This is a genomic window from Pyxidicoccus sp. M6, assembly GCF_055568925.1.
On sequence record NZ_CM145714.1, the window covers coordinates 5,224,605 to 5,250,471 of the forward strand.

The following is a 25,867-nucleotide window of genomic DNA, read 5'->3' on the forward strand; positions in this document are numbered from 1 at the left end:
CCAACGAGAGGAGCTTGCAGATGCGACACACCACTTTGAAGGCCACCCTTCTGGCGGCGATGACCGGACTCCTGGCTGGCGAGGCCGGGGCGGCCGACTCCAGGAGGAACCCGTTCACCCTGGTCTACGAAGGTGCCATCACCAGGAATGAGCCGGGCAAGGTCAACATCCGTCCGGTCACCTACAAGCTCAACGGCTTGAGGATTTCCGCCAACGTCTACACCCCGGCGCAGTACGACCCGAAGAAGAAGTACCCTACGGTCGTCGTGGCTCACCCCAACGGCGGGGTGAAGGAGCAGGTCGCGGGCCTGTACGCTCAGCGGCTGGCGGAGCAAGGCTACATCACGATCGCTGCAGATGCCGCGTACCAGGGCGCGAGCGGCGGGCAGCCGCGCAACGTGGATAAGCCTGCGCACCGTATCGAGGACATTCACGGCATGGCGGACTTCATCACCCGGTACCCAGGTGTTGATGCCACGCGTCTGGGCCTGCTCGGCATTTGCGGCGGCGGCGGCTACTCCCTGGCGGCTGCGCAAACCGACAAGCGCTTCAAGGCGATTGCAACGGTCAGCATGTTCAACTCCGGCCGGGCGCGTCGCAATGGCTATGCGGACTCGCAGCTGGAGACGATTCAGGAGCGTCTGCAGCAGGCTTCCGCTGCTCGCGCGCAGGAGGCGGCCGACGGGAAGGTTCTCTATGCCGGTGATGCCGAGCTGACCGATGAGCAAACGCCGCGATGGACAAGCTCACGTCGTTCTTCGCCAAGACGCTCTGACCCAGGCAATCCGCCAGTCCGACGTCGCCTATGGGCTCGTAACAGGACGCCGACCAGGTACCGCGCCCGCGCCCTCATGATGATCATCTGCAGGGAGGCCGGGGGCTACTTCAGAGCGACGTCACGGGACGTCCGAGAAGATGGATTTGGGGAACTTTTGATGACCGCGTAGGCAGCAGCGCATTGTGCAGTCGAGCACGGGATGAGAACCGCGGGAGGGACCTCCTGCCACTCCCTATCCCGCAGGACATGAGTCGGCCTGGAGCTCGAGGCGGGCCGACACCGTGAGCCTTCTTGCGTGGCTCAAGTGACATGCGCTGAGTCAGCGGGACCTGGTGGGGTTGTTCATGGGGGCGGGCGCCAGTCAACGACGAGTCGGTTTGAAATTGACGGACGCGAGATAGGGGCGCCTCTTTCGTCATCCGGTCCCAGGCTGCGGCTGGAGTTGCCGCACCAGCTCGCGCAGGGCAGGGGAGTCTGCCTCGCGCCCCAGTTGCGGCAGCGTGTCTCTCACACAGTCCAGCCGTCCCGCCGCCTCCAGGGTTTTCAGCGCCCGGTACTGGATGACTTCCTCCGGCGGCATGCAGTGCGGAACGGGCACCAGTCCCTGCAGCGGCACGCGCCCGCGCCGCGCCACCAGGTCCGCGAGCACGCCGACATCCTCCGCTTCGAGCGGGGATGACCCGGCGACGGCCTCCGCCTCCATCTGACCGAGCAGCTCCAGCACCGCTTCCCAGGCGAAGCCGCGCGCCGGAGCCTCGTGCTCCACCACCCACCGCCTGAGCTGTTCGCGTGTCGACGGCATGGCGTCTCCTAGCGTGTCCACAGGATGCCGAGTTCCGGCACCTGCTCCGTCCTCACGGTGATGCCGAACGCGCCCCGCGCCACGTCCACCTCCCAGAGCCTTCCATTCACCCGCAGCGCGCCCATGACGTATGGCATTGCCGTGTGCAGGTAGTCCCTCCGGAACGGCGCCTCCGGCCCCAGCGTCACCGGCTGCCCGTCCGGCACCGGCAGCGGCATGTCGAGCGCGACGGCCTCCGCCCGGAAGCTCGGGTCATACAGGTACAACCTTCCTCCCTCCTCCAGGAAGTTCACCGAGTGCCCGTCATCCCACCCCGCGAAGAAGCAGTACCGCGAGTCCTGCCGGCCGAGCAGCTCCACCGGCTCGTCCGGTGTGACGGGGTACTTCGCACAGTCATTGAACCAGCCGTGCAGGCGCGTCTGCCTCGCTGGCTCCACCTGATTCTGTCCCGGTGCCACCGCCACCATCGCCTCCCAGCGCACCTCGTCCGTGCTCGCATCATGCAGCGGCACGAGGTGCAGTGTGCGCCCTTCCACCGTGACACCCTGGCAGTTGGCGAGCTGTTGGAACAACTGATACCAGCCGCCGCACATGCCCCCGCCCGCGAGCAGCATGTGGCGCACCGACCATGCGGGAAGCCCGTATTGCAATCGAGTTTCCGGTAGCCCCTGGAGGATGGCGTCGCAGAGGGCCTTGCGCCCCTCCAGTCCCGCGCACCACCGCGAGGACCAGCGCATCAGCGGTACATACGCCCCCACGGGTGGCGCCCCGGGCACGCCGTGCTCCATGGGTGCGCCGGTGGTGTGCAATTCATGCCGCGTATTCCCGAGGAAGAGCCGCCGCGCCGTGCCGTGGACGTCCGTCCACTCCGCGAACCACTGGAGCTCCAGCGTGTGCACGCCGATGCGGTTGGGCAGCGGCCGGTTGAAGGGCACCGGCTCCGGCAGGGTGCTCCACCCGGCGGTCCGCTCCAGCGTCACCGGATGCGGCCCCACCCAGCGCACCGTGCCGCCCTCGCCGAGCCCCGGGCCGAAGGCGCTCAAGTCGAAGGCCGTGGGCACGAAGTGGTTCGCCAGCAGCGTCACGCTGACGGACGGCCGTGAGCCCCGCACGTAGGCGGCGGGCTCCTCCCTCCGGCCGCGAATCCACTCGGGCAGCGCTCCCAGCCGGGTGTCCGTGACAGGGTCCCAGAGGGGAATCGCGCCGCTGGCGGCGTCGTCCCGTTCGAAATGCAGGCTGTACACGGCGAGTGGTTCCGCGGTGAGCATTCGCCTTCCCCCTCTCTCACGCTTCGCGCCGCGCGGCTCGTTTTCAACGAAAGGCCGCGCGCGAAGAGGCGTGCCCTACTCGTACAACAGGACCCGGCCCACCCAGCTCGCGGTGGGGTCCGCGCGCAGCGTGCGCTGGCGCTCCTCCCGCAGGGCCCGGGCCGGGCTGGCGCCGACGCGAATCCGCTCCCTCACGGCGTGGAAGAACCGGCCCGCCGTGTTGGGGATGTCCACCGTCGCCGCGAACACCGCGCGCGCTCCCGAGCCGATGAAGGCCTGCGGCAGCGAGGACGTCTGGTGCAGGAGGGGCGGCAGCCGCGCCGCGCTGCACGCGCCGAGCAGCACCATGGGCGCCCCCTCCAGGCGCACCCGGCGGATGGCCTCGGCGGTGAGGGCGAAGCGGCCGTCGTGCTCCGGCGCCAGCGCAATCACCGTGGCGTCCGACAGGCTGCGGTCCACCATGCCGTGCGCGTGGAACTCGATGTCCGTGGCCTTCGTCATCGCCTCCAGCACGCGCGACGGCGTGGCGTGGGGCCCCTGCAGCTCCAGGGGCCGGCCCTCCGGTGCGTGCGGAGACTCCGCCTCCCACGAGGGCAGGCGCGCCAGCCGCAGCGACTGCGGCGTCGCCACGTTGGCCACCACCACGTGCAGCGGGGGCACGGTGGAGGAGGGCGCGGACAGCTTCTCGGTGCCCACCCGGTAGCGCCAGGCCAGGTCCGGCGGCAGCAGCCCGGAGCGGCTGTCCAGCGGCGGCGCGGCGAGCACGTCCACCTCGGGGCAGCGGCGCAGCAGCGCCACCAGCTCGCGCGGCACCACACCGGAGAGGTCGTCTCCGAGCGGCTCGCGGCGCGAGGCATCGTGGTAGCCGCGCACCTCGCCGGACGGCCCGCGCGCCACCACCACCGTGCGCTCGGACTCCATGGCCGCGGCGAGCACGCAGCGCTCGGGCGCGGTGACGCCGAGCTGCTCGGCCACCACGCCGGGCACCGCGTCGAAGTGGCCCGCTTTGCCCGCGCTGACGGCCAGCGACTGGTACGCCACGGCGCGGGCGTCGCGCGCGTCCGCGTCGGTGGCGAGCAGCGGCTCGGCCTCGGCGATGGTCTTCCGCAGCAGGGCGTTGCCCTCGTCGCGGTTGCGCTCCACCACGAAGCGGGCGGCGATGAGCGTGGCCAGCACCCGGCGCCCGGGGCCGTCGAGGGTGGGGTTCACCTGCGCCAGCTCGCGGCGCACCAGCTCCTCGTCCGAGGGGCGCGGGTCCATGCGCCCGAGGTCCGCGAGAATCCACGCGCCCACCAGGCCGACGGAGGGGGTGCACTCCTGGGCCTCCTCCAGCGCGTGCCGGGCCTCCTCGGGCCGCAGCCGCATCATCGCCAGTGAGGCCAGGTTGCGGTGCACGTAGTTGCGCGCGTCGCAGTCACCCGGGCTGCGGTGGAGGAACTCGTCCAGGTAGGCCCGCGCGGGCGCGACGCGGAACTGGTAGCGCGCCACCTGGCCGAGCGCCCGGATGGCGAAGCCCTCCTGGCCCCACTCTCCCAGCAGCCGCGCCTCGCGCCAGCTCGAGCGGGCCAGCTCCTCCGCCTCAGCGAGCCGGTTCGCCGAGGTGGCGTTGGCGCTCATCCGCCGCTGCAGGTCCAGGCACCTGAGGCCCAGCTCGCGCTCGCGGCACGTGCGCAGCGCCTCGCGCAGGCGCTGGCCGGCCTCCCACGTCTTGCCCGTGAGGTTCTCCAGCCGCGCCAGCTCCTCCTGTGCCAGCACGCCCACCCAGGGGTCGTCCCACTTCTTCGCCAGGGCTTCGATTTCCGCCGCCTCGCGGGGCACGGAGGTGCTGAGCAGCAGCGCGCCGAGCAGCACGTCGTCCTCGTTCGAGCCGCGCAGCCGCTGGATGAAGCCAGCCGGGTCCGCGTGCGTGCGCCGGATGAGCCGCGTGTACTCGGTGGCCAGCGGCCCGCGCCGGGTGAAGTCACGCGCCGCCACGCGCCGGGTGTAGTCCGCCAGCGAAGTCCCACCGAAGGCACGGTCCAGCACCTCCGCGAGCGGGAGCAGCTCACGCACCCGCGCGGCGGAGGGCGCGGCGCGGATGGCATCGTAGAAGTGCGCTCGCGCGGTGCCGGGCAGGCGGCGTGCCGCGTCCAACGGAATGGGCGCGGCGGAGTCGCTGGCGAGCGCGTCGACGGCGTCGCGCGTGCTCCGCCACTGCGCGGCGCGCTCCTGCTCGCTCGCCCGCAGCGCGTGGGCCAGCTCCCGGGCCTCGGTGCTCCAGCCCGGCTCGCCCAGCGCCGCCACCTCGTCGAAGGTGACCGCAGCGACCAGCGTCAGCCCCAGCTCGCGCAGCACGAGCGCGCGGTTCCACAGCGCCTGCGGGTGGTGGGGATGGGCGTCCAGCGCGGCGTCGAGCAGCGCGAGCGCCTCGTCGTAGCGCTGGAGGAGGAAGTACGCGGCGGCGCGGTCGCACTCGCGGCCCGGTGACGGGGGCGCGTGGTGGAGGTGGGCCAGCGCCTGCTGCGGGTCTCCATGGACGAGGTACGACGCGGCGATGCCCGAGCGGTCCCCGAGCGCCTCCAGCCGCGCCAGCTCGCGCAGCGGCACCGGCGTGGACTCGGGCGTGCGCGCTGGCACGTAGGGCCGGTAGCCGTCCGCCTGCGCCACGCTGAGGCGCGGCTCGATGGGGCGGGTGGGGGACGTGCTGAGCCAGACGCGCTGCGCGACGCGGTCCGCCGTGGGGTCCGCGCCGGAGAGGATGAACGCGGCCAGGACGAGCAGCGGAAGTGGGTACCAGAAGCGCATGCGCGGAGGTCCGCGCCGATGGGCGGCGTCGTGCGCTCCTGGTGTTCCCAGCCCATCCGCCATGCGCTGGACCTCCGGGGTGACGTCTCTGGCCGTCACCTGACTCCATCTTGGGGCAACCCGACCTACGGGAACAAACCGCCACTCCCGCCTGCCTGTCCCGAGGGGCACTTGACAGGAGGTGTCGAAGCCGTCCCGGCCCGGCGTTTCCGGCCCGGGAAGATTCCTTCGGGCTGTCGTTCCCACGACACAACGAATCACCAAGAGGGAGGGGGGACGACATGCGCTCGATGGCGCTTCGATTCATGGGACTGGGTGTGGCGGCGGCGCTCACGGGCTGCGATGGCGGGCCGTACGCCGCGAGCATGGACTCGCTCGCGAGCACTCGGACGGAGCTGGTCTCCGGCACGCTGACGCTGGGCGAGGACTCCAGCATCGGCGGCTACGCGTGGAAGGAGTACTGCAAGGTGCCGCAGGACGTGCTGACCCAGTTGGGCAGCGGCGTGGGCCGGCAGCTCCGCGTGCGGATGGGCTCCGGCTCCACCCTGCAGCAGGGCCTGTGCACCGTCACCGAGGCGCTCGACGCGGGCGTGGGTGTGGTGAGGCTGCACCCTCAGGGCATCTCCCGCCTGGACATGACGGCCGACGCGGGCGTGGTGCTCACCGCCATGCACGGCAGCGCCAGCGACAAGGACGGCGTCACCTGGCACGCGCCCACGGACAGCGAGGCGGTGCTCGACAGCATGCAGTCGACGAAGCCGAACGACCTCATCGAGCGGTTGTCGGACGACGGGCTGAACAACACGCTCATCTACACCGCGCCGCACGGCGGCAACATCGAGGTGAAGACGGCGGAGCAGGTGGAGCGCATCGCCCCGGCGGCCACGTCCCACGTGTCCTCGTGGCGGGTGAAGGGCTGGTACTCAGGCACCAACAAGGCGAAGGACCACTGGCACATCACCTCCGCCGACATCCATCCGTCCAGCTTCCAGAGCCTTGGGGGCGTGTCCGGGCGCGACTTCAAGTACGCGGTGTCCTTCCACGGCTTCGCGGACGCCACCGCGCCGGACGCGGGCGTGCTGGTGGGTGGCGGCGAGGAGGTCGAGTTTCGCAAGGGGGTGGCGGAGGTCATCACCGATGCGCTGCGCGGGACGAATCTCAAGGTGCTGCACGAGCCGCCGTCGAATCTCGCGGGGGACGAGCCGACGAACTTCATCAACGAGCTGGCGCTCGGCGGCCGAGGCCTCCAGTTGGAGCAGTCCAACACGGCCCGGTTGAACCACTGGGACAAGATCGCCGACGCGGTGAAGGCGCACTACACGTGCCTCATCGGCACCACCGCCGAGCGCACGCTGACGCTGGCGGGCGCGGAGGCGTCCGAGAGCAGCAATGGCATCGTGTACGACGGCACCGGCTGCAAGATGTTCGCGCTGGACCTCACCGCGAACGCGCTCGGCGTGGCGAAGACGTACACGGTGTCGGCGGACACGGCCCTGGACGGCCTGTCCCAGGACGACTGCACCCGCACCGAGTGGTACTTCAGCGTCTACCGGTGGAGCCTCGCGGCGGGGCGCTACCAGCGCGTGGGCGGCAGCCGGGGCGTGGGCGCGTACTCCAACGGCACCTGCCATGCCGACTTCAAGTCCGGCTATGGCGCGGTGAGCTTCTCCTCGCCTCTCACCGGCTCGCTCCCCGTCGCGTACCGGGTGGTGGCTTGGGCGCGCCGCTACCCGCAGACGGGGGCGTATGTGCCGCTGCCGGTGACGGTGAGCGTCACGCCGTAGCGGCGGCGCTCACGAGGCATGGGCGCGCAGCACGCGCCCGAAGCCGCGCTCGCGTCCCAGGGCCGGGGACAGGCCGCCCTCCTGGACGGCCTCTCGGCCGGAGATGAGCACCGTCTTCACGGCGGCGTCGTTGCGGCGCACCAGTCGCACGAAGCCGCCGAAGTTCTCCATGGGAGCCTCGGCGATTTCGTCCACCTGCGCGTCCAGGCCCTCGGGGTTGATGACGGCCAGGTCCGCGCGGCGGCCTTCCGCGAGCACTCCCGCGTCCAGCCCGAACCACTCGCCAATCTCCCCGGTGAGCCGGTGCACGGCGCGCTCGGTGGTCATGAAGGGCTCGCCGCGCTTCTCCGCCTCGCGCACCAGGCGCAGGAGCCGGAGCGGGAAGTTGTAGTGGGCCATGTTGCGCAGGTGCGCGCCCGCGTCGGAGAAGCCCACCAGGATGTCCGGGTGCCGGCAGATGCGCTCCAGCTCCTCGCGCCTGTCGTTGGCCATCACCGTGTACCAGCGCATCGCGTCGCCGTGTTGGACGACGAGGTCCAGGAAGACGTCCACCGCGTGGCGTCCCTGCTCATTCGCCACCTGGGCGAACGACTTGCCCACCACGCTCGTGTCCGGGCACTGGAGGATGCGCGACTCGTTGAAGTCGCGGTGGAAGGCGCGCGGGAGGAAGCGGTTGGTCCACTGGCGCCGGAAGCGGTCGCGGTACGCCGGGTCCTTCAGCAGCTCCGCGCGCGCGGCGGCGTCCTGGAGGTGGAGGGCCGCGGTGCCCGCGCCGAACTCCTCGAAGACGACGAGGTCGATGCCGTCCGCCCACAAGTCGAACACCTCGGGCAGCGCCTGCCAGCGGAAGTCCGCGCGCAGCACCGTGTTGGCGAAGCGCGAGAGGACGCCGATGAGGCGGTGGATGCCGCGGCTGGCGCGCGCGTCCATCATGGAGATGACGGACGTCTTCAGGGCCCGGCGCCCCAGGCCGATGCTCTCCAGGAAGAACAGCAGCACATTCACCTTGGTGGTGATGTTGGGCACGCCCTGGAAGACGCGGCCGCGCTCGCGCAACAGGCGGGTGAGGCGGCGGTACTCGCTCCAGCTCGCATAGGTGGAGGGGAGGGGCCGGCTGCGGATGTCGCGGCTGCCGCCCATCTTGTCCCACTTGAGCGTCTGCACCGACAGGCCCAGGTACCCGAGGTCCAGGCCCTCGCGGACCAGCGACTCCATGCGGCGCAGCTCGTCCTCGGTGGGCTTCACACCGGAGTCCAGGCTCCGATGCAAGCCCATGACGTGCGCGCGCAGCGCCGAGTGGCCCAGCATCGACGCGACGTTGGGCCCGAGCGGCAACGCGTCCAGGTGCTCCAGGTAGCCGCCCAGCGTGTCCCAGCGCTTGCGCTCCTCCAGCAGGTTTCGGACGGTGGCGTAGGGAATGGCCTCCACGCGGCAGAACATGTCGGCCAGGTCTTCCGGCGTGCCCACCGCGAGGCTGAGCGAGCAGCTCCCCATGACCACGGTGGTGACGCCGTGGCGGACGGACTCGGAGAGGGACGGGGCGAGTTCCACCTCCGCGTCGTAGTGCGTGTGGAAGTCGATGAAGCCGGGCATCACCCAGTGGCCGGCGGCGTCGATGACGCGCGTGTGCGGCGCTCGGGGAAGTGGTGCCTCGGAGATGGCGGCGACGATGCCGTTCCGGACGCCCACGTGCGCGTGGCGCGGCGCAGTCCCCAGCCCATCGAACAGCAGTCCGTTCTCGACGATGAGGTCCATGACCCCGGAGCCTATGTCCGGAGTCGTGCGGGCTGCCACCCGGGGACGCTCAACGCACCACGTCGTTCACCTCGTTGTACGGCACGCCCGCGGGGATGCGCGAGCCGTCCGGGGCCCACCGCTCCTCGGTGGCGATGGACCAGCAGTCCACGGTGGCGTCGTCGTCGAGGTTGGCCGCGGCCGCGCCGACGAAGACGGGCCCCTGTGCGCCGTTGGCCGGCGTGACGCCCAGGCCCACCGCGCGTCCTGTGAACAGGGTAACAGGTGTCACCGGGCAACCGGTGTCGGCGAAGGTGGTGAAGCCTCCGCGATAGTCGCGCCCGGAAGGGTCCGCCGGGACGACCTGGAACGGGGAGGAGGGATGCTCGCGCTCCGACCGCGGGAGCGCGCGTCCCGTGGCGGCGGAGAAGTACGTGTACCGGTTCTCCGGCTCGGGCAGGAAGCCCACCCGGGCCATGTCCTCGTCGTAGACGTCGTACTCCATGAGGTACGAGCGCTCCGCCGTGAAGAGCGACTTGAGGTGGCTCTTCACCTCGGAGACGGTCGGGCGCTGGTGCGCCCACAGCCGCTTGCGCACGAACCGCACCCCGGGCACGCCGAGGCCCACCGCGAACGCGACGGCGGCCAGTGCGACCAGCCACGAGGGAACGGAACGGTGCGGGGAGGGTGGGGACATGAAGCCTCTTCGGTTGAATCCTATATGGCGCGAGCGTCCAGCACCGGGCAGACGGCCAGCCAGGCCATCCCCAAGCCCGAGCGGTGGTGGCAGATGGCCCCATGCCCCGACGCCCTCCGGTGCTGCTCCTGCTCTGCACCCTCGCTCTCGCCACCGGTCTGCTCCTCTCGCCCATGGCCTGTCCCGGCGCGCCCGGAGGCAGAGGCGAGACGCCCGACGGAACGCCGCCCGACACGGACCCGCAGGTGCGCGAGGACGCGGGCGGGGAGACGCAGGACTCCGACGCCGGCCTCGACGCCGGCCCCGACGCCGCGTCCGACTCCGGTGAGCCCATCCCGAGCGTCCCCTACGGGCTCGACACGCGGCCCGCGAATCCCACCTGCGTGGCGCCCGCGCGTCCCGCCGAGGCCACCGGTGTCTCCCTTCAGCGCGTCTTCCCGAGGCTGTCATTCACCCAGCCGCTGCTCGTGCTCCAGGCGCCCGCTGACAACAGCCGCGTCTACGTCGTGGAGAAGGAGGGCCGCGTACGCGTCTTCGCCAACGAGGAGGACCCGGCGAGCAGCTCGCTGGTGCTCGACATCTCGGACCGGGTGAATTCATCGCACGACGAGACGGGCCTGCTGGGCATGGCCTTCCACCCACGCTTCGTCAGCAACGGCGAGGTGTTCCTCTCGTACATCCACGAAGAGAGCGGGGGAAAGCTCTTCTCGTACATCTCCCGCTTCCACAGCACGGACGGCGGCGCGACGCTGGACCCGAGCAGCGAGGAACTCCTCCTCAAGCTCGCGCAGCCTTACTCGTACCACAACGGAGGACACCTGGCCTTCGGGCGGGATGGCTACCTCTACATCGGCTTCGGTGATGGCGGCGGCCGGTTGGACCCGAACCGCACCTCGCAGGACCCGCAGCAGTTGCTGGGCAAGATGCTGCGTCTCGACGTGGACAAGGCGCGGCCCTACGCCATTCCCTCCAGCAACCCGTATGCGAAGGGCGGCGGGCGGAAGGAAATCTACGCGCTCGGCTTCCGCAACCCGTGGCGCTGGAGCTTCGATCGGCGCACCGGCGCGCTGTGGCTGGGCGACGTGGGTGAGAAGCGCTTCGAGGAAATCAACCGCGTGGCGCTCGGAGGCAACTACGGGTGGAGCATCCTCGAGGGCACCGCGTGTGTACGCAGCAGCACGTGCAACACCCAGGGCCTGACGCCGCCAGTGGCCGTCTACGGGCGCGATGAGGGCGTGTCCGTCACCGGAGGCTACGTGTACCGGGGCGGCGCGGTGCCGGCGCTCGCGGGCCAGTACGTCTTCGGAGACTTCGGCACGGGCCGCATCTGGACGCTGCCGGGAGACGCGACACCCGGTGGTGGGGCGAAGCCGAAGAGCGTGCTCTCCACGTCGCTCAACATCTCCTCCTTCGGCGAGCTGAATGATGGGGAGCTGCTGGTGGTGGACTTCGGCGGAGGTGGACTGCACCGGCTCGTCCCCGAGAAGCCCGCGCCGGGCGGAACGTTCCCCACGCTCCTGTCGGCGACGGGCTGCGTGGACGCGCGTGACGCCACGAAGCCCTCGGGTGGCCTCATCCCCTACGCCGTGAATGCGCCGCTCTGGTCGGACAACGCGGACAAGGAGCGCTTCCTCGCGGTGCCGGACGGAACGACAGTCACCGCGGGCGCGGACGGAGTGCTGGAGCTGCCACCGGGCAGCGTGTCGGTGAAGACGTTCTTCCTCCAGGGTCGGCGCGTGGAGACGCGCCTCTTCATGCGCCACCCGGACGGGAGCTGGGCGGGCTACAGCTACGAGTGGAACGACGCCGGCACGGACGCGGTGCTGCTGAGCACGGGCAAGGTGAAGCAGGTGGCGGGCAGGACGTGGACCTTCCCCAGCCGCGCCGAGTGCATGCAGTGCCACAACGCCACCGCCAGCCATGTGCTGGGCCTGGAGCTGGCGCAACTCAATGGCGACTTCGTCTACCCGGGAGACCGGCGCGCGAATCAGCTCGTGACGCTGGCGCACATCGGCGTGCTGACGTTGCCGGGGGCGCCGGACACGCTGCCCCGGCTGGCCACGTATGACGGCGCGGAGTCCGCGGAGGCGAAGGCCCGCGCATACCTCCACGCCAACTGCGCCATGTGCCACCGCCCGAGCGGGCTCGGTCGTGGCACCGCGGACCTGCGCAGCTCCACCCCGCTGGCGCAGGCCGGCATCTGCGACGCACCACCTGAATTGGGCGACATGGGCGTCCCCGGGGCCCGGCTCGTGGCGCCCGGCCACCCGGAGTCGTCGCTGGTGTCGCTGCGCATGCATGCGCGGGACGGCTTCCAGATGCCGCCGCTCGCCACGCGCGAGGTGGACCCCGGCGGCACGGCGCTGGTGGATGCGTGGATTTCGTCACTCAAACGTTGCCCGGAGGGCCTTTGAGGGCAGGCGTGCCTACCTTTGCGGCCGGACGCGGACGCAACACGAACGAGGAGGCAAGCGATGGCGCGACGGAACTGGCGGTGGCTGACGTTGGCGGGGCTGTGCGGGGTGCTCGGCGCGGCGGGCTGCAACGAGCGGCAACAGGAGTCCGTGCGAGAGAACGCCCGTCAGGTGGGCCGTGAAGCAGGCGAGGCGGCGAAGGACGTGGAGCACGGCGCGAACAAGGCGGCGGAGCAGGTGAAGGACGCGGCGCACGAGGCCTCCGAGGGCTTCAAGGAAGGCACCGGCGGCTCCGGCAAGGCGCCCATCGGCGACACCCCCGGTGTCATCAATGACGGCGAAGGTCCACTGGAGAACGGACGCGGCCCGCTCGAGGAGCAGAAGGCGCACTGACACCCCCACTTGGCGCGTGCTTCCTGGCGGTGCGAGGATTGCGCGCGGACCGGCGCTCGCGGTTGCCGGTTGGGGGGTTGAATGAACGAGCTCGAGCTGGACAGGGTCTACCGCCGAGGTGAGCGGGGCCACGACGTGCGGCGCATCCAGGAGTGGCTGTCACTCCAGGGCTTCGCCGTCGCCATCGACGGTGACTTCGGCGCCGCGACGGAGGCGGCGCTGAAGCGCTTCCAGGCCAAGGCCGGGTTGACGGTGACGGGCGTGGGCGACGCGGTGACGTTCGACCGGCTCGTCGCGCCCCTCAAGGCCGCCGTCGCGCCGGTGCCCGCGCAGGGCCGCTCTCTGGGCTCGATGGTGGTGGCCTGCGCCACGCAGCACCTGCGCCAGCGTCCGCGAGAAATGGGCGGAGAGCACCGCGGCCCGTGGGTGCGCCTCTACATGGAGGGCTCCGAGGGCCGAGGCTTCCCCTGGTCCGCGGGCTTCGCGACGTTCTGCCTCCAGCAGGCAGCGAAGGCGCTCGGCGTGCCCATGCCGGTGGCGCGCTCGCTGTCGTGCGACACGCTGGGGACGTTCGCCCGGGAGAAGGGGCGGCTCGTCTCCACGACGCCGGACAGGACGCGCATCCACCCCGGCTGCCTCTTCCTCCGCCGCCGCACCGCCAGCGACTGGGAGCACTGCGGCGTCGTCACCGAGGTGGACGAGGAGACCTTCCAGACCATCGAAGGCAATGACGAGGTCTGCGCGCGCACGCGCGGCTTCGAGAAGATGGACTTCGTGCTCGTCTGAAGCTCAGGACTGCTTGCTGTTGCCGGAGGGCGGTTTGACTTCCCGCATGCCGGGCCCGCGCACGATGTAGTGCGCCACGACGGGCTGGTGGTCCGAGGACTCGGTGCTGCGGTCCACCTCGAACAGCACCGGCACCAGGCCGGGCGACGCGTAGATGTTGTCGAAGCGCTTGCCGGTGGCGGGCACCACGCCTGTCTCGTCCGGCAGCGAGGTGAGCGTGGCGCTGTCGGCGATGTCCTGCAGCCGCAGCCACTGCTCGCTTCCGCGCGGCACCTTGCCGGAGCGTAGCTCCGCGCTCGCCTGCTTCGGCGTCATCACCTTGCCGTCCTGCAGCCGCACCTGCGTGAGCGTGGCGTGGGCGATGGTCTCCGGCAGCTCCTGCTCCAGTGCGTGCAACTCGTTGCGAAGGCGCGGGTCGGCGATGTTGCCCACGCCCTTGTCGCCCACACTGGCGTGCGGGTCGCCGTAGCGCACCGTGTATTCCCCCACCGTGACGGTGTCCTCGTGCATCGTCAGGTGGGCCATCAGCCACGAGCCGCCGCGCTTGATGGCGGTGTTGGCGTTGAAGTCCCCCATCACCACCGCATGGGCCACCTCGCGATGGCGCAGGAGCGCGTTGAGCTGGCGCAGGTTGCGCGCGTTGATGCCCGAGTCCCCCAGCGCGTGGTGCACGTTGAAGAGGACCACCGGGTGGCCCTCCACCTCCAGCCGGACGCAGAGCGCGCCCCGGTCCTCCGGCAGCTCGCACGGGTCTCCGCGGCGGCAGATGGCGTCGTGGCGTATGGAGTCGGGGATGACGTAGGTGAAGTGCGCCGCGTCCACCAGCGTGTGGCGGGTGAGGAAGGCCTTGCCGTTGATGAGCCGCCGGCTGTCGTGGCCGTCATGGCCCTGGTAGACCATGTGGAACCCGTACCGCTTCGCCAGCAGCACGGTGATGGGCACGTTGGCCTCCTGCAGGCCGATGACGTCCGGCATGCGGCCCTGCGCCTCGAGCTGGTCGAAGTACTCCAGCAGCGCCTCGCGGCGCTGGCCGCCGAGCAGGATGTTGTAGCTCATCACCGTCAGGCCCGGGCCCCGGGGCGGCAGCGCCGAGGCGTTGCGGACGACGTAGGTGCGGCCGTCGCCCAGCTCCCGCTCCGCCATCGACATGGGTACGGCCTCGAAGTCGGGGAACGTCACCGTGAGCTCGACGCGGGGGCGTGGCTCCTCCTGCGTGCTCGGTATGCGGGCGAGCAGGGGGCCGACACCTGGGAGATACTCCAGCAGCTCGGGCACCTTCATACAGGCTCCCACCCGGGGAGCCGCGAGTGCGGAGCAGGAACGCGACAGTCGTGCTGGATGGTGACTCGAGCCACTGGTCCTCCTGTGTGGACACAAGTTCTGCGCTGTTCCGCGCGGAGGCCAGGGGGCGCACGGGCTGCTGAGGGTTGGCCCCTCCGCCTCGCCAGCATGAGGAGCGGGCGGGCAGGGGAGCGCGGCCCTTCCCTCGTCGGGCACCGTGGCGTCAGCGCGTGGGCATGCCCAGCACGTAGCTGATGGCGGCCTTGCCGGGTGCCTTCGCCTCGCCGACCTCCCAGGTGTAGCCCTCGCGCGCGAGCGACGCCGTCATCGCGCGCAGCTCCTCCGGACGGTGGGCCCGCAGCGCGGACACGAGCCCGTCCCAGAAGATGATGAGCGGCGCCACCGGCACCACGTACGTGAGCAGCAGGCGCAGCGGCGTCACGGGCCGCACCAGCGGGGTGAAGAGCAGCACCAGCAGCGGCACCAGGAACATGGAGAGGATGCCCGCTGGCGTGCGCCGCACCGACTCCAGGATGGCGATGGGGACACCCCGGGCCTGCGCGTCCGCGAGCACCGCGCGCGCGTCCTCCGGCCGGAAGTGGTGAAAGGCATTGACGAGGGTGCGCATGCCACGCAGGTCCGCCGGCACGCGCAGCGCGTCCACGGGGCGCTCCAGGTAGTCGACGCCCTCCTCGCGGGCCCGCTCGGCGGCGAGCGCGTTGGGGTACTTGTCGCTGAGCCGCACGCGGGCCTCCAGGCCGTGCCGTTCGGCCAGCAGCCGGCGAAGGCGGGGCAGCGGGCCCCGTCCGCCCGAGGCCAGGTCCAGCACCTCGTGGCCTTCCGAGGCGCGCAGGCCCCGGGCCAGCACCTCGGCCGCGCCGTCGAAGAGGCCCAGGCGCGTGCTGACGGTGTGCAGGTAGTCGGTGGCCAGGTCGCGCAGCGCCGCGGGGCACCAGTCCTGGTCGATGAGCTCGAAGAGGTGGAGGCGGGGTGGAACCATCGGGTGTCCTTCGTGCATGGGACCAGGGTGCTGGGGCGGGGGCCGCGACGCACTGACGGCTCGCGCCAGAACGGCTTGCCGCGCGCGCCAGCCCGCCACTACGGTGCCCGGCGTGGCGAAGGCGACCTCCACCTCCGAGCCATCCCTCTCCGCACGCATGGCGCGCCAGGCCCTGCGGATGGCGCAGGGGTTGGGGCTGCCGGTGGATGCGCTCTGCCGCGAGGCTGGCCTCCGGCTGGACGACGTGGAGGACCCCGAGCTGCGCATCCCCTACGCCGTGCTGGACGACATGCTGGAGCGGATGGTGGCGCTCTCCGGCGACGCCAACCTGGGCCTGCACATCGCCCGCGTGGACCTGGCGGACCTGGATGACCCGGCCACCTTCGTCGTCCTCACCAGCGCCACGCTGCGCGACGCCATGGAGCGGGGCTGCCGCTACCAGCGCGTCTGGGGTGACGGCGAGCGCTTCCGCATGGAGGAGACGGAGGCGGGCGTGCGCATGCGCTTCACCCCCGTGGGCGCGCGGCGGCCCGCGCACCGGCACCTGACGGAGGCCGCGCTGGTGCAGTTCGCCACCGGCGTGCGCTTCTTCACCGGCGTGGACGTGCGGCCCCTGCGCGTGCGCTTCGTCCACGCCGCCCCACCGGACACGTCCGAGCACGAGGCCCTCTTCGGCTGTCCCCTGGAGTTCGGCGCCCCCTTCAATGCCATCGAGTTCTCCGCCGAGGACGCGCGGCGGCCCTTCGTCCACGCGGACGCCCTGCTCAACACCATGTTCGAGAAGCAGGCGCGGCGCGCGCTGGAGCGGCTCCCCCAGTTCAGCACCACCACCGAGCGGGTGCGCGAATCGGTGCGGCACGCGCTGGCCGGCGGGGACTTCTCCTGCGCCGCGGTGGCCCGGGCGCTGCGGCTGCCCTCGCGCACGCTGCAGCGGCGGCTGGCCGAGGAGGGCCAGACGTACGCGGGCATCGTCGAGGCGCTGCGCCGCGAACTGTCCGAGGTCTACCTGCGCCGCCGCATGTCCATCGCCGAGGTGTCCTTCCTCCTGGGCTACGCGGAACCGGCCGCCTTCCACCGCGCCTTCAAGCGCTGGTGGGGCCAGAGCCCGGAGAGCTTCCGGCGTGGACGCCTCGCATCCCCTTCCTGAGCTGCTTCGTGAGAGGACTTCGCTCCGCGACGAGCGAGGGCGCGCGAACCCCACCCCCGGGGGCACATGCCAGTGCATTGGCAACCACGTGGCAAGCAATGTTTGACTATGGCTGTTGCGAGTCCTTAGCATCCGGGACCAGTCAACTGGGGGAACCACTTCCACATGCAGGCCTTGACTGAGGCACCCGGGTACATGGCCCAGGGTGAGCACTCGCTCTATTTCGTCCACCACCGCGCCCCGGGAGGATGCCGGGCCGCGGTGCTGCTGGCGGGCCCGCTGGGGCTGGAGCGCTCGCATGCGTACATCGTCTGGACGCGGTGGGCTCGGCACCTGGCGTCCCGGGGCGTGGATGCGCTGCGGCTCGATTACCGGGGCTGCGGGGAGAGCACGGGGCGCTTCGAGGACATGACGCTGCAGCGCTGGGAGGAGGACGTGCGCGCGGGGCTGGACTTCCTGCGTCGCGAGCGTCCCGGCGTGCCGGTGGTGCTGCACGGGCTGCGCCTGGGCGCGCTGCTGGCCGCGCGTCTCTTCCAGCAGGAGCGGGCGGAGGGGTTGTTGCTCTGGGACCCGCCGGAGTCCGGCCGTGCGCACCTGATGGAGGTGCTGCGCCGGAAGGTGGCGGCGGACAACCTGGAGGGGACGGGTGGCTCGGCGCGCTCGCGCGAGGACTACGTGGCGGAATTGGAGGCGGGGGGCTTCATGGAGGTGGAGGGCTTCCCCTGGTCCCGCGGCTTGTGGCGGAGCGCCGAGTCGTATGACCTGGCCCTGCCGTCGAAGGAAGACGCGCGGCCGTGGCGCGTGGTGCACCTGGACGGGCGCCCGGCGGAGCGGTGCCTGGCGCCGGGCCATGGCCGCTCGGTGCGCACGCCGCGCCCCTTCTTCTGGACGACCAGCAACCGGCTGTTGCCGGACCTGGGGGAGCTGTTCGACGACGGAGCGACGTTCGCTTCCGGCGTCGGCACGCCGCACGAGAGCAAGGGGGGACGGTCATGAGGGAGCTCATCCAACTGGACGTGCAGGGCCACCGGCTGTGGGGGACGTACCACCCCGCGGCGTCGCCGAAGCCGGAGCGGGTGGGCTTCCTCTTCTTCAACCCGGGGCACGTGCCGCGCTCGGGCCATGGCTCGCTGTCGGCGCGGGCCGCGGACCGGCTCGCCGCGCAGGGCTTCCCCTGCTTCCGCGTGGACCTGCCGGGGCTGGGGGACTCGGACGGCCCGTTGCCGGAGACGACGGCGGAGCTGTACCAGTTCGTCTGCAGCGGCGGCTTCGTGGAGGTCGCGCAGGCGATTCACGCGGAGCTCTTGAAGCGCCACGGGCTGAAGGGGTTGGTGGTGGGCGGGCTGTGCGGCGCGGCGACGACGTCGCTCTACCTCGCGGACCGCCTGCCCGACGGCATCGAGGGCGTCTTCATGTTCGAGCCCGAGTTCTACCTGTCCGAGCAGGAGGCGGCGAACGCGGGCGGCGAGGCACCGCGCGAGGAGGAGGCGACGTGGCGCTCGCGGCTGCCGTTGCGGCGGGTGACGTCGAAGGTCTTCTCGTACTGGGGCTGGATGCGGATGCTGACGCGGGAGAACGAGTACGCGCGGCTGTTCCGCTACGTGCCCTTTCCGCGCCAGTTGTTGCTGGACCTGCTGATGGACTGGGGGACGCTGCCGGCGGTGGCCAATGTGCCGCTGGTGCGCACGTGGCAGCGCGTGGTGGAGCGGGGCCTGCCGGTGCTGGTCATCACCGCCGAGGGCAAGCTGCGCGACGTCTTCTTCGACCGCATCCACCGGGCCGCGTTCTCGGACCTGAAGCTGCGGACGCTGGAGCGGCTGCGGCTGCGCGGCACCAACCACATCTTCACTACGGGCGGCGCCATCGACGCGTGCATCGGTCACCTGTCCCGCTGGGCGGCAGAGCGCTTCCGTGAGGGCGGCGCCTCCATGCCCGCCATGCCCCAGGTGGCGGAGCTGCACGGCGCGGGCTGAGCCCCGACGCCGCCGTGAAGCTCGAGCACCGCCAGGCGTACTGAGCCGCATCGGGCAGGGATGCCCGGCGTGCTTCCGCCTGCCTGCCTCGTGGACACGGGCGGGCGTGCTGACGGCCGGCCTCTTCGCGCCGCTCCTGTCAGTGTCCGGGCGCGTCTCCATACTGTCCACATGCACCGTGTTCAGCGCGCAGGTGAGAGGCCTCCGCGAGGGGCCGCGGCTGCGCGGGCGCGAGGGAAGGTCCTCCTGCCGCGGCTGGACGCGGAGGAACGCGCGTGCCTGCGGTCCGTGCTCGGCGTCCTCGGCCATGAGCCCGTGGAGGCGGACGCGCCGGACGACGCCGTCGTGCTCCTGCGCGACGAGTACTTCGGGCTGCTGGTCCTCGACACCGAGGCGCGCGACTGGAATGCCTGGGCCCGGATTGCCTGGCATGCCCTGCGTCAGCGGGAAGTCACGGCGCTGCTGCTCCTCGTTTCCGCCGAGCGCCCTGAGGCCTGGCTCCTCGCGGACGCGCTGCCGGGCACCCTGGCGTATGCCTCCCGGCCGCTCACCCGGGACGCGCTGCTCGGCACCCTCCGCCCGCTCCTGGAGAGCGGCCAGGAGTCGCGGGACGACTCGGCGGAGCTGCTGGCGTCGGAATGGAGGCAGGAGCTCCGGCACGAGCGCCGGGCCCGCGCGGTGGCGGAAGGCCGGCTGAGGGAGCTGATGCGCAGCGAGCGGCGTCTGCACGCCCTGCTGGAGGCCACCACGAGCGTGATGTGGACGGTGACGCTGGATGGCCGCGCGGTGGAGCGAAGCGCCTCGTACGAGTCCTTCACCGGGAGGACGTTCGCGGAGTACCGCGGCCACGGCTACATGCGCTTCATCCACGCCGATGACCGCGACCGCGTCATGAAGGAGTGGGTCCCGGCGCTGCGCCGGCCCACGGCGTACGCCTCCGAGTACCGGCTGCTGCGCCACGATGGATGCTGGCGGCAGATGCTGTCGCGCGGAGCCCCCGTGCTGGGCGCGGACGGGCGCGTGGAGGAGTGGGTGGGCTGGCTGGTGGACATCACCGAGCAGCGGCAGCGCGAGCTGGCGCTCCGCGAGAGCGAGGAGCAGTTCCGCACCTTCTTCAACCTGGCCGCGGTGGGCATGGCCCAGGTCGCCCTCTTCTCGGGCCGCTTCCTGCAGGTGAACGCAAAGCTGTGCGAGCTGCTGGGCTACAGCGCCAGGGAACTGCTCCGCATGGGCTTCATGGACCTCACGCACCCGGAGGACCGGTCCCTCGACTACGCCGACATGGAGCGGGTGGCCCGGGGCGAGGAGCCTCCCGCCATCCACTCCCGGCGCGCCATCCGGAAGGACGGCGCCATCATCTGGCTGGACGTCACCTCCGCCAGCATCCGCGACGAGTCCGGGCGCCCCGCGCGGCTGCTGTCCGTGGTCCAGGACGTCACGGCACGCAGGCAGGGCGAGCTGGAGCGCCGCCGGCTGGTGTCCGTGGTGGAGAGCACGCCCGACGTCGTCGGCATCCACGACGTGGACGGGCGCGTCCTCTACCTCAACGAGGCGGGTCGGAAGCTGCTGGGCCTGGACAGCCTGGCGGAAATCCAGGGCACCTCGATGCTGCACCACGTCCACCCGGAAGACCGTCGCATGATTGAAAGGGAGGCCCTACCCACGGTGCGGCGGGAGGAACAGTGGAAGGGAGACTTCCGGCTCGTCAGCCCACGGACGGGCAAGACGCTCTCCGTCTTCAGCCAGTTCTTCCTCGTGCGGGACACCGAGTCGGGCCGGCCGATTGGACTGGGCAGCATCTCCCGCGACATCACCGAGCGGAAGCGCACGGAGGAGCGCCTCACCTTCCTGTCCGGAGCCAGCCGGCTGCTGGCCGGAGGCATCGACGACGAGGCCTCGCTGCTCCAGTGCGTGGCGGAGCTGGCGGCGTCCTCGGTGGCCACCTGCTGCATGGTGGGGCTGACGCATCCGGAGGGGCCGCTTCAGTGGCTGGCGGTGTCGCACCGGGACAGGGGGCTGTCCGCGCAGGTGCTCCGCGTCCTCGAAGAGGCCGGTGGGGCCGGTGGGGCCGCGCCCCTCGCTGGACTGGGGCGTGACGGGCACGACGTGCTGTGGGTGGATGCCCGGGACGTGAAGGCGTCCTGCTCCCCGCACGGCGCGCTGCTCGAGACATTGGGGGCGAGCGCATGCCTCGCGGTGGCGCTCAAGTCGCGCGGCCATGTGCTGGGCGTCGTGGCCTTCACCTCGGAGGACCCGGACCGCGGCTTCGACGACGCGGACCGGGTGATGGCGGAGGAGCTGGCCTTCCGGGCCGCCGCGGCGGTGGACAATGCCCGCCTCTACGCGCAGGCCCAGCGTGCCATCCGGCTGCGCGACGAGTTTCTCTCCATCGCCAGCCATGAGCTGAAGACGCCGCTCACACCGCTGGCGCTCAAGCTGCAGGGCATGCGGCGCGCGCTGCCCACGGAGGCGACGGACGTCACGGCGGAGCGGATGCGCGCCGACCTGGACATGGCCCAGCGGCAGGTGCGCCGGCTGGCGGAGCTGGTCGACGGGCTCCTCGACGTGTCGCGCATCTGCGCGGGCAAGCTGCAGCTCACGCTGGAGTCGGTGGACCTGACCGAGCTCGTTCGCGAGCTGGTGGCGCGCTACGAGCCGCAGGCCCAGCGCGCGCAGTCGCGCATCGCCCTCGACGCCGGGCCCGCAATCGTCGGGAAGTGGGACCGCTCACGGCTGGAGCAGGTGGTCTCGAATCTCCTGTCCAACGCGCTGAAGTACGGCGCGGGCAAGCCGGTGCGTGTGTGCGTGGAGTCGCGCGGAGGGCTGGCCCGGCTGGTGGTGCGCGACGAGGGCATCGGCATCGAGCCGCAGTCGCTCCTGCGCATCTTCCAGCGCTTCGAGCGCGCCGTGTCGGAGCGGCACTACGGGGGCCTCGGGCTGGGGCTCTACATCACCCGGCAGATTGTCGAGGCCCATGGCGGCACCGTGCTGGCCGAGAGCACGCCAGGGCAGGGCGCAACGTTCACCGTCACGCTGCCGCTGTCAGGGCCCTCGGACGTGGACCCGTGCGGCACCGGGACGGAAGGCCGCGCGGAGCCGGACGGGGCCGGGAGCGGGTGACGCACGTTGCTGTTCGGAAATGTCGGGACATTCCGCGCGCAAAACCCCCGACAAAACCGAACAGGACGGTGCACCCGCCGCCCCGGAGGGCCTCACGCCGCCTCGCGTCCGTCCTCACCCTGGCCGCGAGCCAGGCGCTTCTGGATGGCCAGGAACAGCGCCTCGTGCGTGGCGGGCGAGGCAAGCTCCACCTCGCCGCCGCTCCGCCCGAAGGCGGCCACCGCGTCGCGCAGCGCCTCGCGAGCGGCGAGCGCGAGCATCAATGGCGGCTCGCCCACGGCCTTGCTGCCGTGAATCGTGTTGTGCTGCCGCGCCTTCTCCATCAGCCGCACGCGGAAGTCGATGGGCGCATCGCTGAACGCCGGCACCGCGTACGTGCTGGCCGAGTGCGTGAGCAGCCGTCCGTTGGCGTCCCACCGCAGGTCCTCGCCCGTCAGCCACCCCAGGCCCTGCACGAAGCCGCCTTCAATCTGCCCGCGGTCCACGCCGGGGTTGAGCGAGTCGCCCACGTCCTCCAGCAGGTCCACGCGCAGCACGCGCTTCATGCCCGTGTACCCATCTACCTCCACCTCGCACACGGCGGCGCCATAGGCGAAGTAGAGGAACGGCCGGCCCCGGCCGAGCGCCTTGTCGTAGCCGATGCCCGGCGTCTGGTAGTAGCCCGTCACCGACAGCCCGATGCGCGCGACGTACGCGGCCTCCGCCACGGCGGCGAAGGGCAGGGCCACCTCGGGTTCGCCCGGCGGCCCGACGCGCCCATTCTCGAACACCAGCGCCTCGGGAGCCACGCTGCGCCCGTGCTTGTCCGCGAGCAGCTTCGCGGCCACGGGGGCCAGCCGCTCGCGCAGGGTGACGCAGGCGTTGCGCACGGCCGCGCCATTCAGGTCCGAGCCACTGGAGGCGGCGGTGGCGGAGGTGTTGGGCACCTTGTCCGTGGCCGTCTTCGCCAGCCGCACGGCGCTGGGGGGCAGGCCCAGCTCGCGCATGGCCACGCCCTGCACCTTGGTGTGCAGGCCCTGGCCCATCTCCGTGCCGCCGTGCGACACCATGACCGAGCCGTCCCGGTACACGTGCACGAGCGCCCCGGCCTGGTTGAGGAACGTGGCGGTGAAGGAGATGCCGAACTTCATCGGCGTGAGCGCGAGGCCTCGCTTGATGCGCGGAGAGCGCGCGTTGAACTCATCGACTTCCTTCCGCCGCCGGGCGAAGTCCGCGGACGCCTTCAGCTCACGCCAGAGCTGGGGCATGCGCTGGTCCTCCAGCTCCTGCCCGTAGTGCGTGGTGTTCGTCTCCCCCGTGCCCGAGTAGAGGTTGCGCTCCCGCACCTCCTCCGCGGGCAGGCCGACGGCGCGAGCCACGCGGGCCAGCACCTCCTCACAGACGAGCATGCCTTGCGGCCCGCCGAAGCCACGGAAGGCCGTGTTGGACACGAGGTGCGTCTTCGCCACGCGGCCGGAGTACGCCAGCGCCGGCACGTAGTAGGCGTTGTCGAGGTGGAAGAGGGCGCGGTCGAGGATGGACTCGGACAAGTCCAGGGACCAGCCGCCGTTGGACACGAGCTGCGCGCGCAGGGCGAGCAGCCGGCCCTGGCCGTCGAAGCCGACCTCGAAGGTGGCGTGGAACGGGTGGCGCTTCCCGGTGAGCGCCATGTCCACGTCGCGGTCCATCATCCACCGCACGGGGCGGCCGGTGTGCCACGCGGCCAGCGCGACGAGGGCCGCGGGGGCGTTGCCCTGCGTCTCCTTGCCGCCGAAGCCGCCGCCCATGCGCGGGGCCTGCACCACCACGCGGCTGCGCGGCAAGTCGAGCACGTGGGAGATGACGGCCTGCACCTCGGACGGGTGCTGGGTGGAGGACGTCACGGTGATGTCGCCGTCGTCACCGCGCTCGGCGAAGGCGGCGTGGGTCTCCAGGTAGAAGTGCTCCTGGCCGCCGATGGACAGCGTGCCGGAGAGGCGGTGGGGGCTCGCGGCCAGCGCCGCGTCCACGTCGCCCCGGCGGATGAGGTGCGGCTCGGTGTGGTAGCTGCCCTGCGAGATTGCGTCCTCCACGGTGAGGATGGCGGGCAGCGGCTCGTACTCCACCACCACGGCGCGCGCGGCGGCGCGGCACGCGTCGATGGACTCACCGACGACGAGCGCCACCACCTGTCCGTGGAAGAGCACCTCCCTGTCGGCGAGCAGCGGCTCGTCGTGGCGGATGGGTCCGGTGTCGTTCGTGCCGGGGATGTCCTCGGCCATCAGCACCGCCACCACGCCGGGCAGCTTCCGCGCGGCGATGGGGTCTCTCCGGAGGATGCGCGCGTGAGCGTGCGGCGAGCATACCGGCCACACCTCCAGCATGGGCCGCTTCTGCGCGAGGTCATCCACGTACTGCGCGCTGCCCGTCACATGGCCCAACGCGCTCTCGTGTCGCAGCTCACGGCTCGAGTCCGCGGACGTCCCCGGCTCGCCTGTCGTGAAGCGCGGAGCGGCGTCCAGGGAGGCGCTGCGCTCGCCGGAGAAGAACTTCTCGAACAGTCCCGTCACCAGCCCGCGCCGGTACTCCGCGCTGCCGCGCAAATCACTGATGGGCGTGATTTCCTCCGCCAGCACGGACACCGCTCGCGCCACCGTCTCGAGCGTCCACGGCTGCCCGGTGAGCACCTCCTCCGCGCGTCGCGCGCGCACGGGCGTGGCCGCCACGCCGCCGTAGGCCAGCCGCGCGAGCCGCACCACGCCGTCCGCATCCAGTTCCACGCGGAAGCCCGCGGCGACGATGCTGATGTCCAGCTCGCGCCGCTTGGACACCTTGAACGAGTCCGACAGCCGCCGGCCGCCCGAGGGGACGGACGCGTGGGGGATGACGATGTGCCGCACCACCTCGTCCGGACGCAGCGCCGTCTTCCGGTACGCGAGGAAGAAGTCGGAGAGCGGCACCCCGCGCTCGCCCTTCACGGAGGCGAGGACGAGCTTCGCGTCCAGCGCGAGCAGCACGGGGGCCATGTCGCCAATGGGCGAGGCCGTCACGAGGTTGCCGGCCAGCGTGGCGCGCTGGCGAATCTGCCGCGAGGCGAAGACGTTCAGCATCTTCGTCACCTCGGGCAATTCCGCGCCCAGTGCGTCCTCCAGGTCCACGAGCGACGCCGCGCCGCCCACGTACCACCCGTCCGCCTCGCGGCGGATGGCGCGCAGCGACTCCACGCCCTCGGTGGAGACGAGGAACGGGTAGCGCCGCGCCTTCTTGGTGATGTCCACGCCCAGCTCGGTGGCGCCGGCCACGAGGAGCGCCTCCGGGTGCGCGGCCTTGAGCGCGAGCAACTCCTCCCACGAGTCGGGCCGAAGGAAGGTCTGCCCGTGAGCCTCGTAGCGGAGCGGAGGCAGCGGCGCGGCGGGGCCACCGAGGGAGACGCCCGGTAGCGGCTCGCTCGGGGTGCCCGCGTCACGGGTGGCGAGCGCTTCCATCATCGCGTCGCGGATGGGGCGGTAGCCGGTGCAGCGGCAGATGTTTCCACAGAGCTGGTCCGCCACGGCCTCGGGGGTACAGACCTCCTTGCGTGAGTACGCCTCCGCCATGGAGACGACGAACCCCGGCGTGCAGAAGCCGCACTGCGAGCCGTAGTGCTTCACCATGGCCTGCTGCACGGGATGCGGTGCTTCGCGGCGGCCCACGCCCTCCACCGTGACGATTTCGCGGCCGGCGACCATGGGGAGCAGGGCGATGCACGCGTTGAAGGCGCGCAGGCTCCGGTTGCCCTTCGCGTCTCGGTCCACCATGGCCACGGTGCACGCGCCGCAGTCGCCTTCCGCGCAGCCCTGCTTCGTCCCCGTCGCCCCGCGCGAGCGCAGGAAGTCGAGCAGGGTGGTGTTGGGGGACACGTCGTCGACACGGACGGGCGTGCCGTTGAGCAGGAACTCGAACATGGTG

The 25,867-nt window shown here is 71.5% G+C and carries 17 protein-coding genes; 9 read left to right on the forward strand and 8 right to left on the reverse strand.

Features of this window, described 5'->3' with window-relative positions; all coding sequences use genetic code 11:
* Positions 1-20: 20 nt before the first annotated feature.
* Complete coding sequence (locus ACVTJA_RS20860) at positions 21-947, forward strand: alpha/beta hydrolase (protein WP_465838573.1); 927 nt, start codon at positions 21-23, stop codon at positions 945-947.
* Between the two features lie 246 nt (positions 948-1,193).
* Here the strand turns inward: ACVTJA_RS20860 and ACVTJA_RS20865 are convergent, their stop codons facing one another.
* The 3 genes from ACVTJA_RS20865 to ACVTJA_RS20875 all read right to left on the reverse strand — a co-directional run bounded on the left by ACVTJA_RS20865 (position 1,194) and on the right by ACVTJA_RS20875 (position 5,731).
* On the reverse strand, positions 1,194-1,580 hold the full coding sequence (locus ACVTJA_RS20865) for a hypothetical protein (RefSeq protein WP_465838575.1): 387 nt from the start codon (positions 1,578-1,580) through the stop codon (positions 1,194-1,196).
* An 8-nt stretch (positions 1,581-1,588) separates the two neighbouring features.
* Positions 1,589-2,848, reverse strand: coding sequence for a hypothetical protein (locus tag ACVTJA_RS20870; RefSeq protein ID WP_465838577.1), 1,260 nt, complete (start codon positions 2,846-2,848; stop codon positions 1,589-1,591).
* Positions 2,849-2,923: 75 nt separating this feature from the next.
* Entirely contained in the window at positions 2,924-5,731 is a 2,808-nt protein-coding gene (locus ACVTJA_RS20875; RefSeq protein WP_465838579.1) for a CHAT domain-containing protein, read from the reverse strand.
* A gap of 191 nt (positions 5,732-5,922) precedes the next feature.
* Here ACVTJA_RS20875 and ACVTJA_RS20880 point away from each other — a divergent pair, with 191 nt between their 5' ends.
* On the forward strand, positions 5,923-7,416 hold the full coding sequence (locus ACVTJA_RS20880) for a poly-gamma-glutamate hydrolase family protein (protein ID WP_465838581.1): 1,494 nt from the start codon (positions 5,923-5,925) through the stop codon (positions 7,414-7,416).
* A gap of 9 nt (positions 7,417-7,425) precedes the next feature.
* On the opposite strand, the gene ACVTJA_RS20885 is transcribed toward ACVTJA_RS20880, so the two are convergent.
* Positions 7,426-9,171, reverse strand: coding sequence for an N-acyl-D-amino-acid deacylase family protein (locus ACVTJA_RS20885; protein ID WP_465838583.1), 1,746 nt, complete (start codon positions 9,169-9,171; stop codon positions 7,426-7,428).
* Positions 9,172-9,220: 49 nt separating this feature from the next.
* Positions 9,221-9,847 carry a hypothetical protein gene (locus ACVTJA_RS20890; RefSeq protein ID WP_465838585.1) on the reverse strand — a complete coding sequence of 209 codons (627 nt, stop codon included), beginning with the start codon at positions 9,845-9,847 and terminating at the stop codon, positions 9,221-9,223.
* A gap of 101 nt (positions 9,848-9,948) precedes the next feature.
* On the opposite strand from ACVTJA_RS20890, the gene ACVTJA_RS20895 reads away from it, so the two are divergent.
* From ACVTJA_RS20895 to ACVTJA_RS20905, 3 genes are all read left to right on the forward strand, one after another.
* Complete coding sequence (locus ACVTJA_RS20895; RefSeq protein WP_465838586.1) at positions 9,949-12,261, forward strand: PQQ-dependent sugar dehydrogenase; 2,313 nt, start codon at positions 9,949-9,951, stop codon at positions 12,259-12,261.
* Between the two features lie 60 nt (positions 12,262-12,321).
* Complete coding sequence (locus ACVTJA_RS20900; protein ID WP_465838588.1) at positions 12,322-12,654, forward strand: hypothetical protein; 333 nt, start codon at positions 12,322-12,324, stop codon at positions 12,652-12,654.
* Positions 12,655-12,735: 81 nt separating this feature from the next.
* Positions 12,736-13,440 (forward strand): peptidoglycan-binding domain-containing protein, encoded by a 705-nt coding sequence (locus tag ACVTJA_RS20905; protein WP_465838590.1) that lies wholly within the window; start codon positions 12,736-12,738, stop codon positions 13,438-13,440.
* A 3-nt stretch (positions 13,441-13,443) separates the two neighbouring features.
* Here the strand turns inward: ACVTJA_RS20905 and ACVTJA_RS20910 are convergent, their stop codons facing one another.
* Both ACVTJA_RS20910 and ACVTJA_RS20915 read right to left on the reverse strand, forming a co-directional pair.
* Positions 13,444-14,721: an endonuclease/exonuclease/phosphatase family protein gene (locus ACVTJA_RS20910; protein WP_465838592.1), complete on the reverse strand. Its 1,278-nt coding sequence runs from the start codon at positions 14,719-14,721 to the stop codon at positions 13,444-13,446.
* A gap of 223 nt (positions 14,722-14,944) precedes the next feature.
* Positions 14,945-15,721 (reverse strand): class I SAM-dependent methyltransferase, encoded by a 777-nt coding sequence (locus ACVTJA_RS20915; RefSeq protein WP_465838594.1) that lies wholly within the window; start codon positions 15,719-15,721, stop codon positions 14,945-14,947.
* 112 nt (positions 15,722-15,833) lie between these two features.
* Here ACVTJA_RS20915 and ACVTJA_RS20920 point away from each other — a divergent pair, with 112 nt between their 5' ends.
* The 4 genes from ACVTJA_RS20920 to ACVTJA_RS20935 all read left to right on the forward strand — a co-directional run bounded on the left by ACVTJA_RS20920 (position 15,834) and on the right by ACVTJA_RS20935 (position 21,961).
* Positions 15,834-16,868 (forward strand): AraC family transcriptional regulator, encoded by a 1,035-nt coding sequence (locus tag ACVTJA_RS20920; RefSeq protein ID WP_465838596.1) that lies wholly within the window; start codon positions 15,834-15,836, stop codon positions 16,866-16,868.
* Positions 16,869-17,033: 165 nt separating this feature from the next.
* Positions 17,034-17,864 carry a serine aminopeptidase domain-containing protein gene (locus ACVTJA_RS20925; protein ID WP_465838598.1) on the forward strand — a complete coding sequence of 277 codons (831 nt, stop codon included), beginning with the start codon at positions 17,034-17,036 and terminating at the stop codon, positions 17,862-17,864.
* Entirely contained in the window at positions 17,861-18,841 is a 981-nt protein-coding gene (locus ACVTJA_RS20930; RefSeq protein WP_465838599.1) for an alpha/beta fold hydrolase, read from the forward strand. Before ACVTJA_RS20925 ends, ACVTJA_RS20930 begins: the two co-directional genes overlap by 4 nt.
* Positions 18,842-19,129: 288 nt before the next feature.
* A complete protein-coding gene (locus tag ACVTJA_RS20935) occupies positions 19,130-21,961 on the forward strand; it encodes a PAS domain S-box protein (RefSeq protein WP_465838601.1) in 2,832 nt (943 codons plus the stop codon).
* A gap of 92 nt (positions 21,962-22,053) precedes the next feature.
* Here ACVTJA_RS20935 and xdhB read toward each other — a convergent pair whose 3' ends face one another.
* Entirely contained in the window at positions 22,054-25,863 is a 3,810-nt protein-coding gene (gene xdhB / locus ACVTJA_RS20940) for a xanthine dehydrogenase molybdopterin binding subunit (protein WP_465838603.1), read from the reverse strand.
* Between the last annotated feature and the right edge of the window lie 4 nt (positions 25,864-25,867).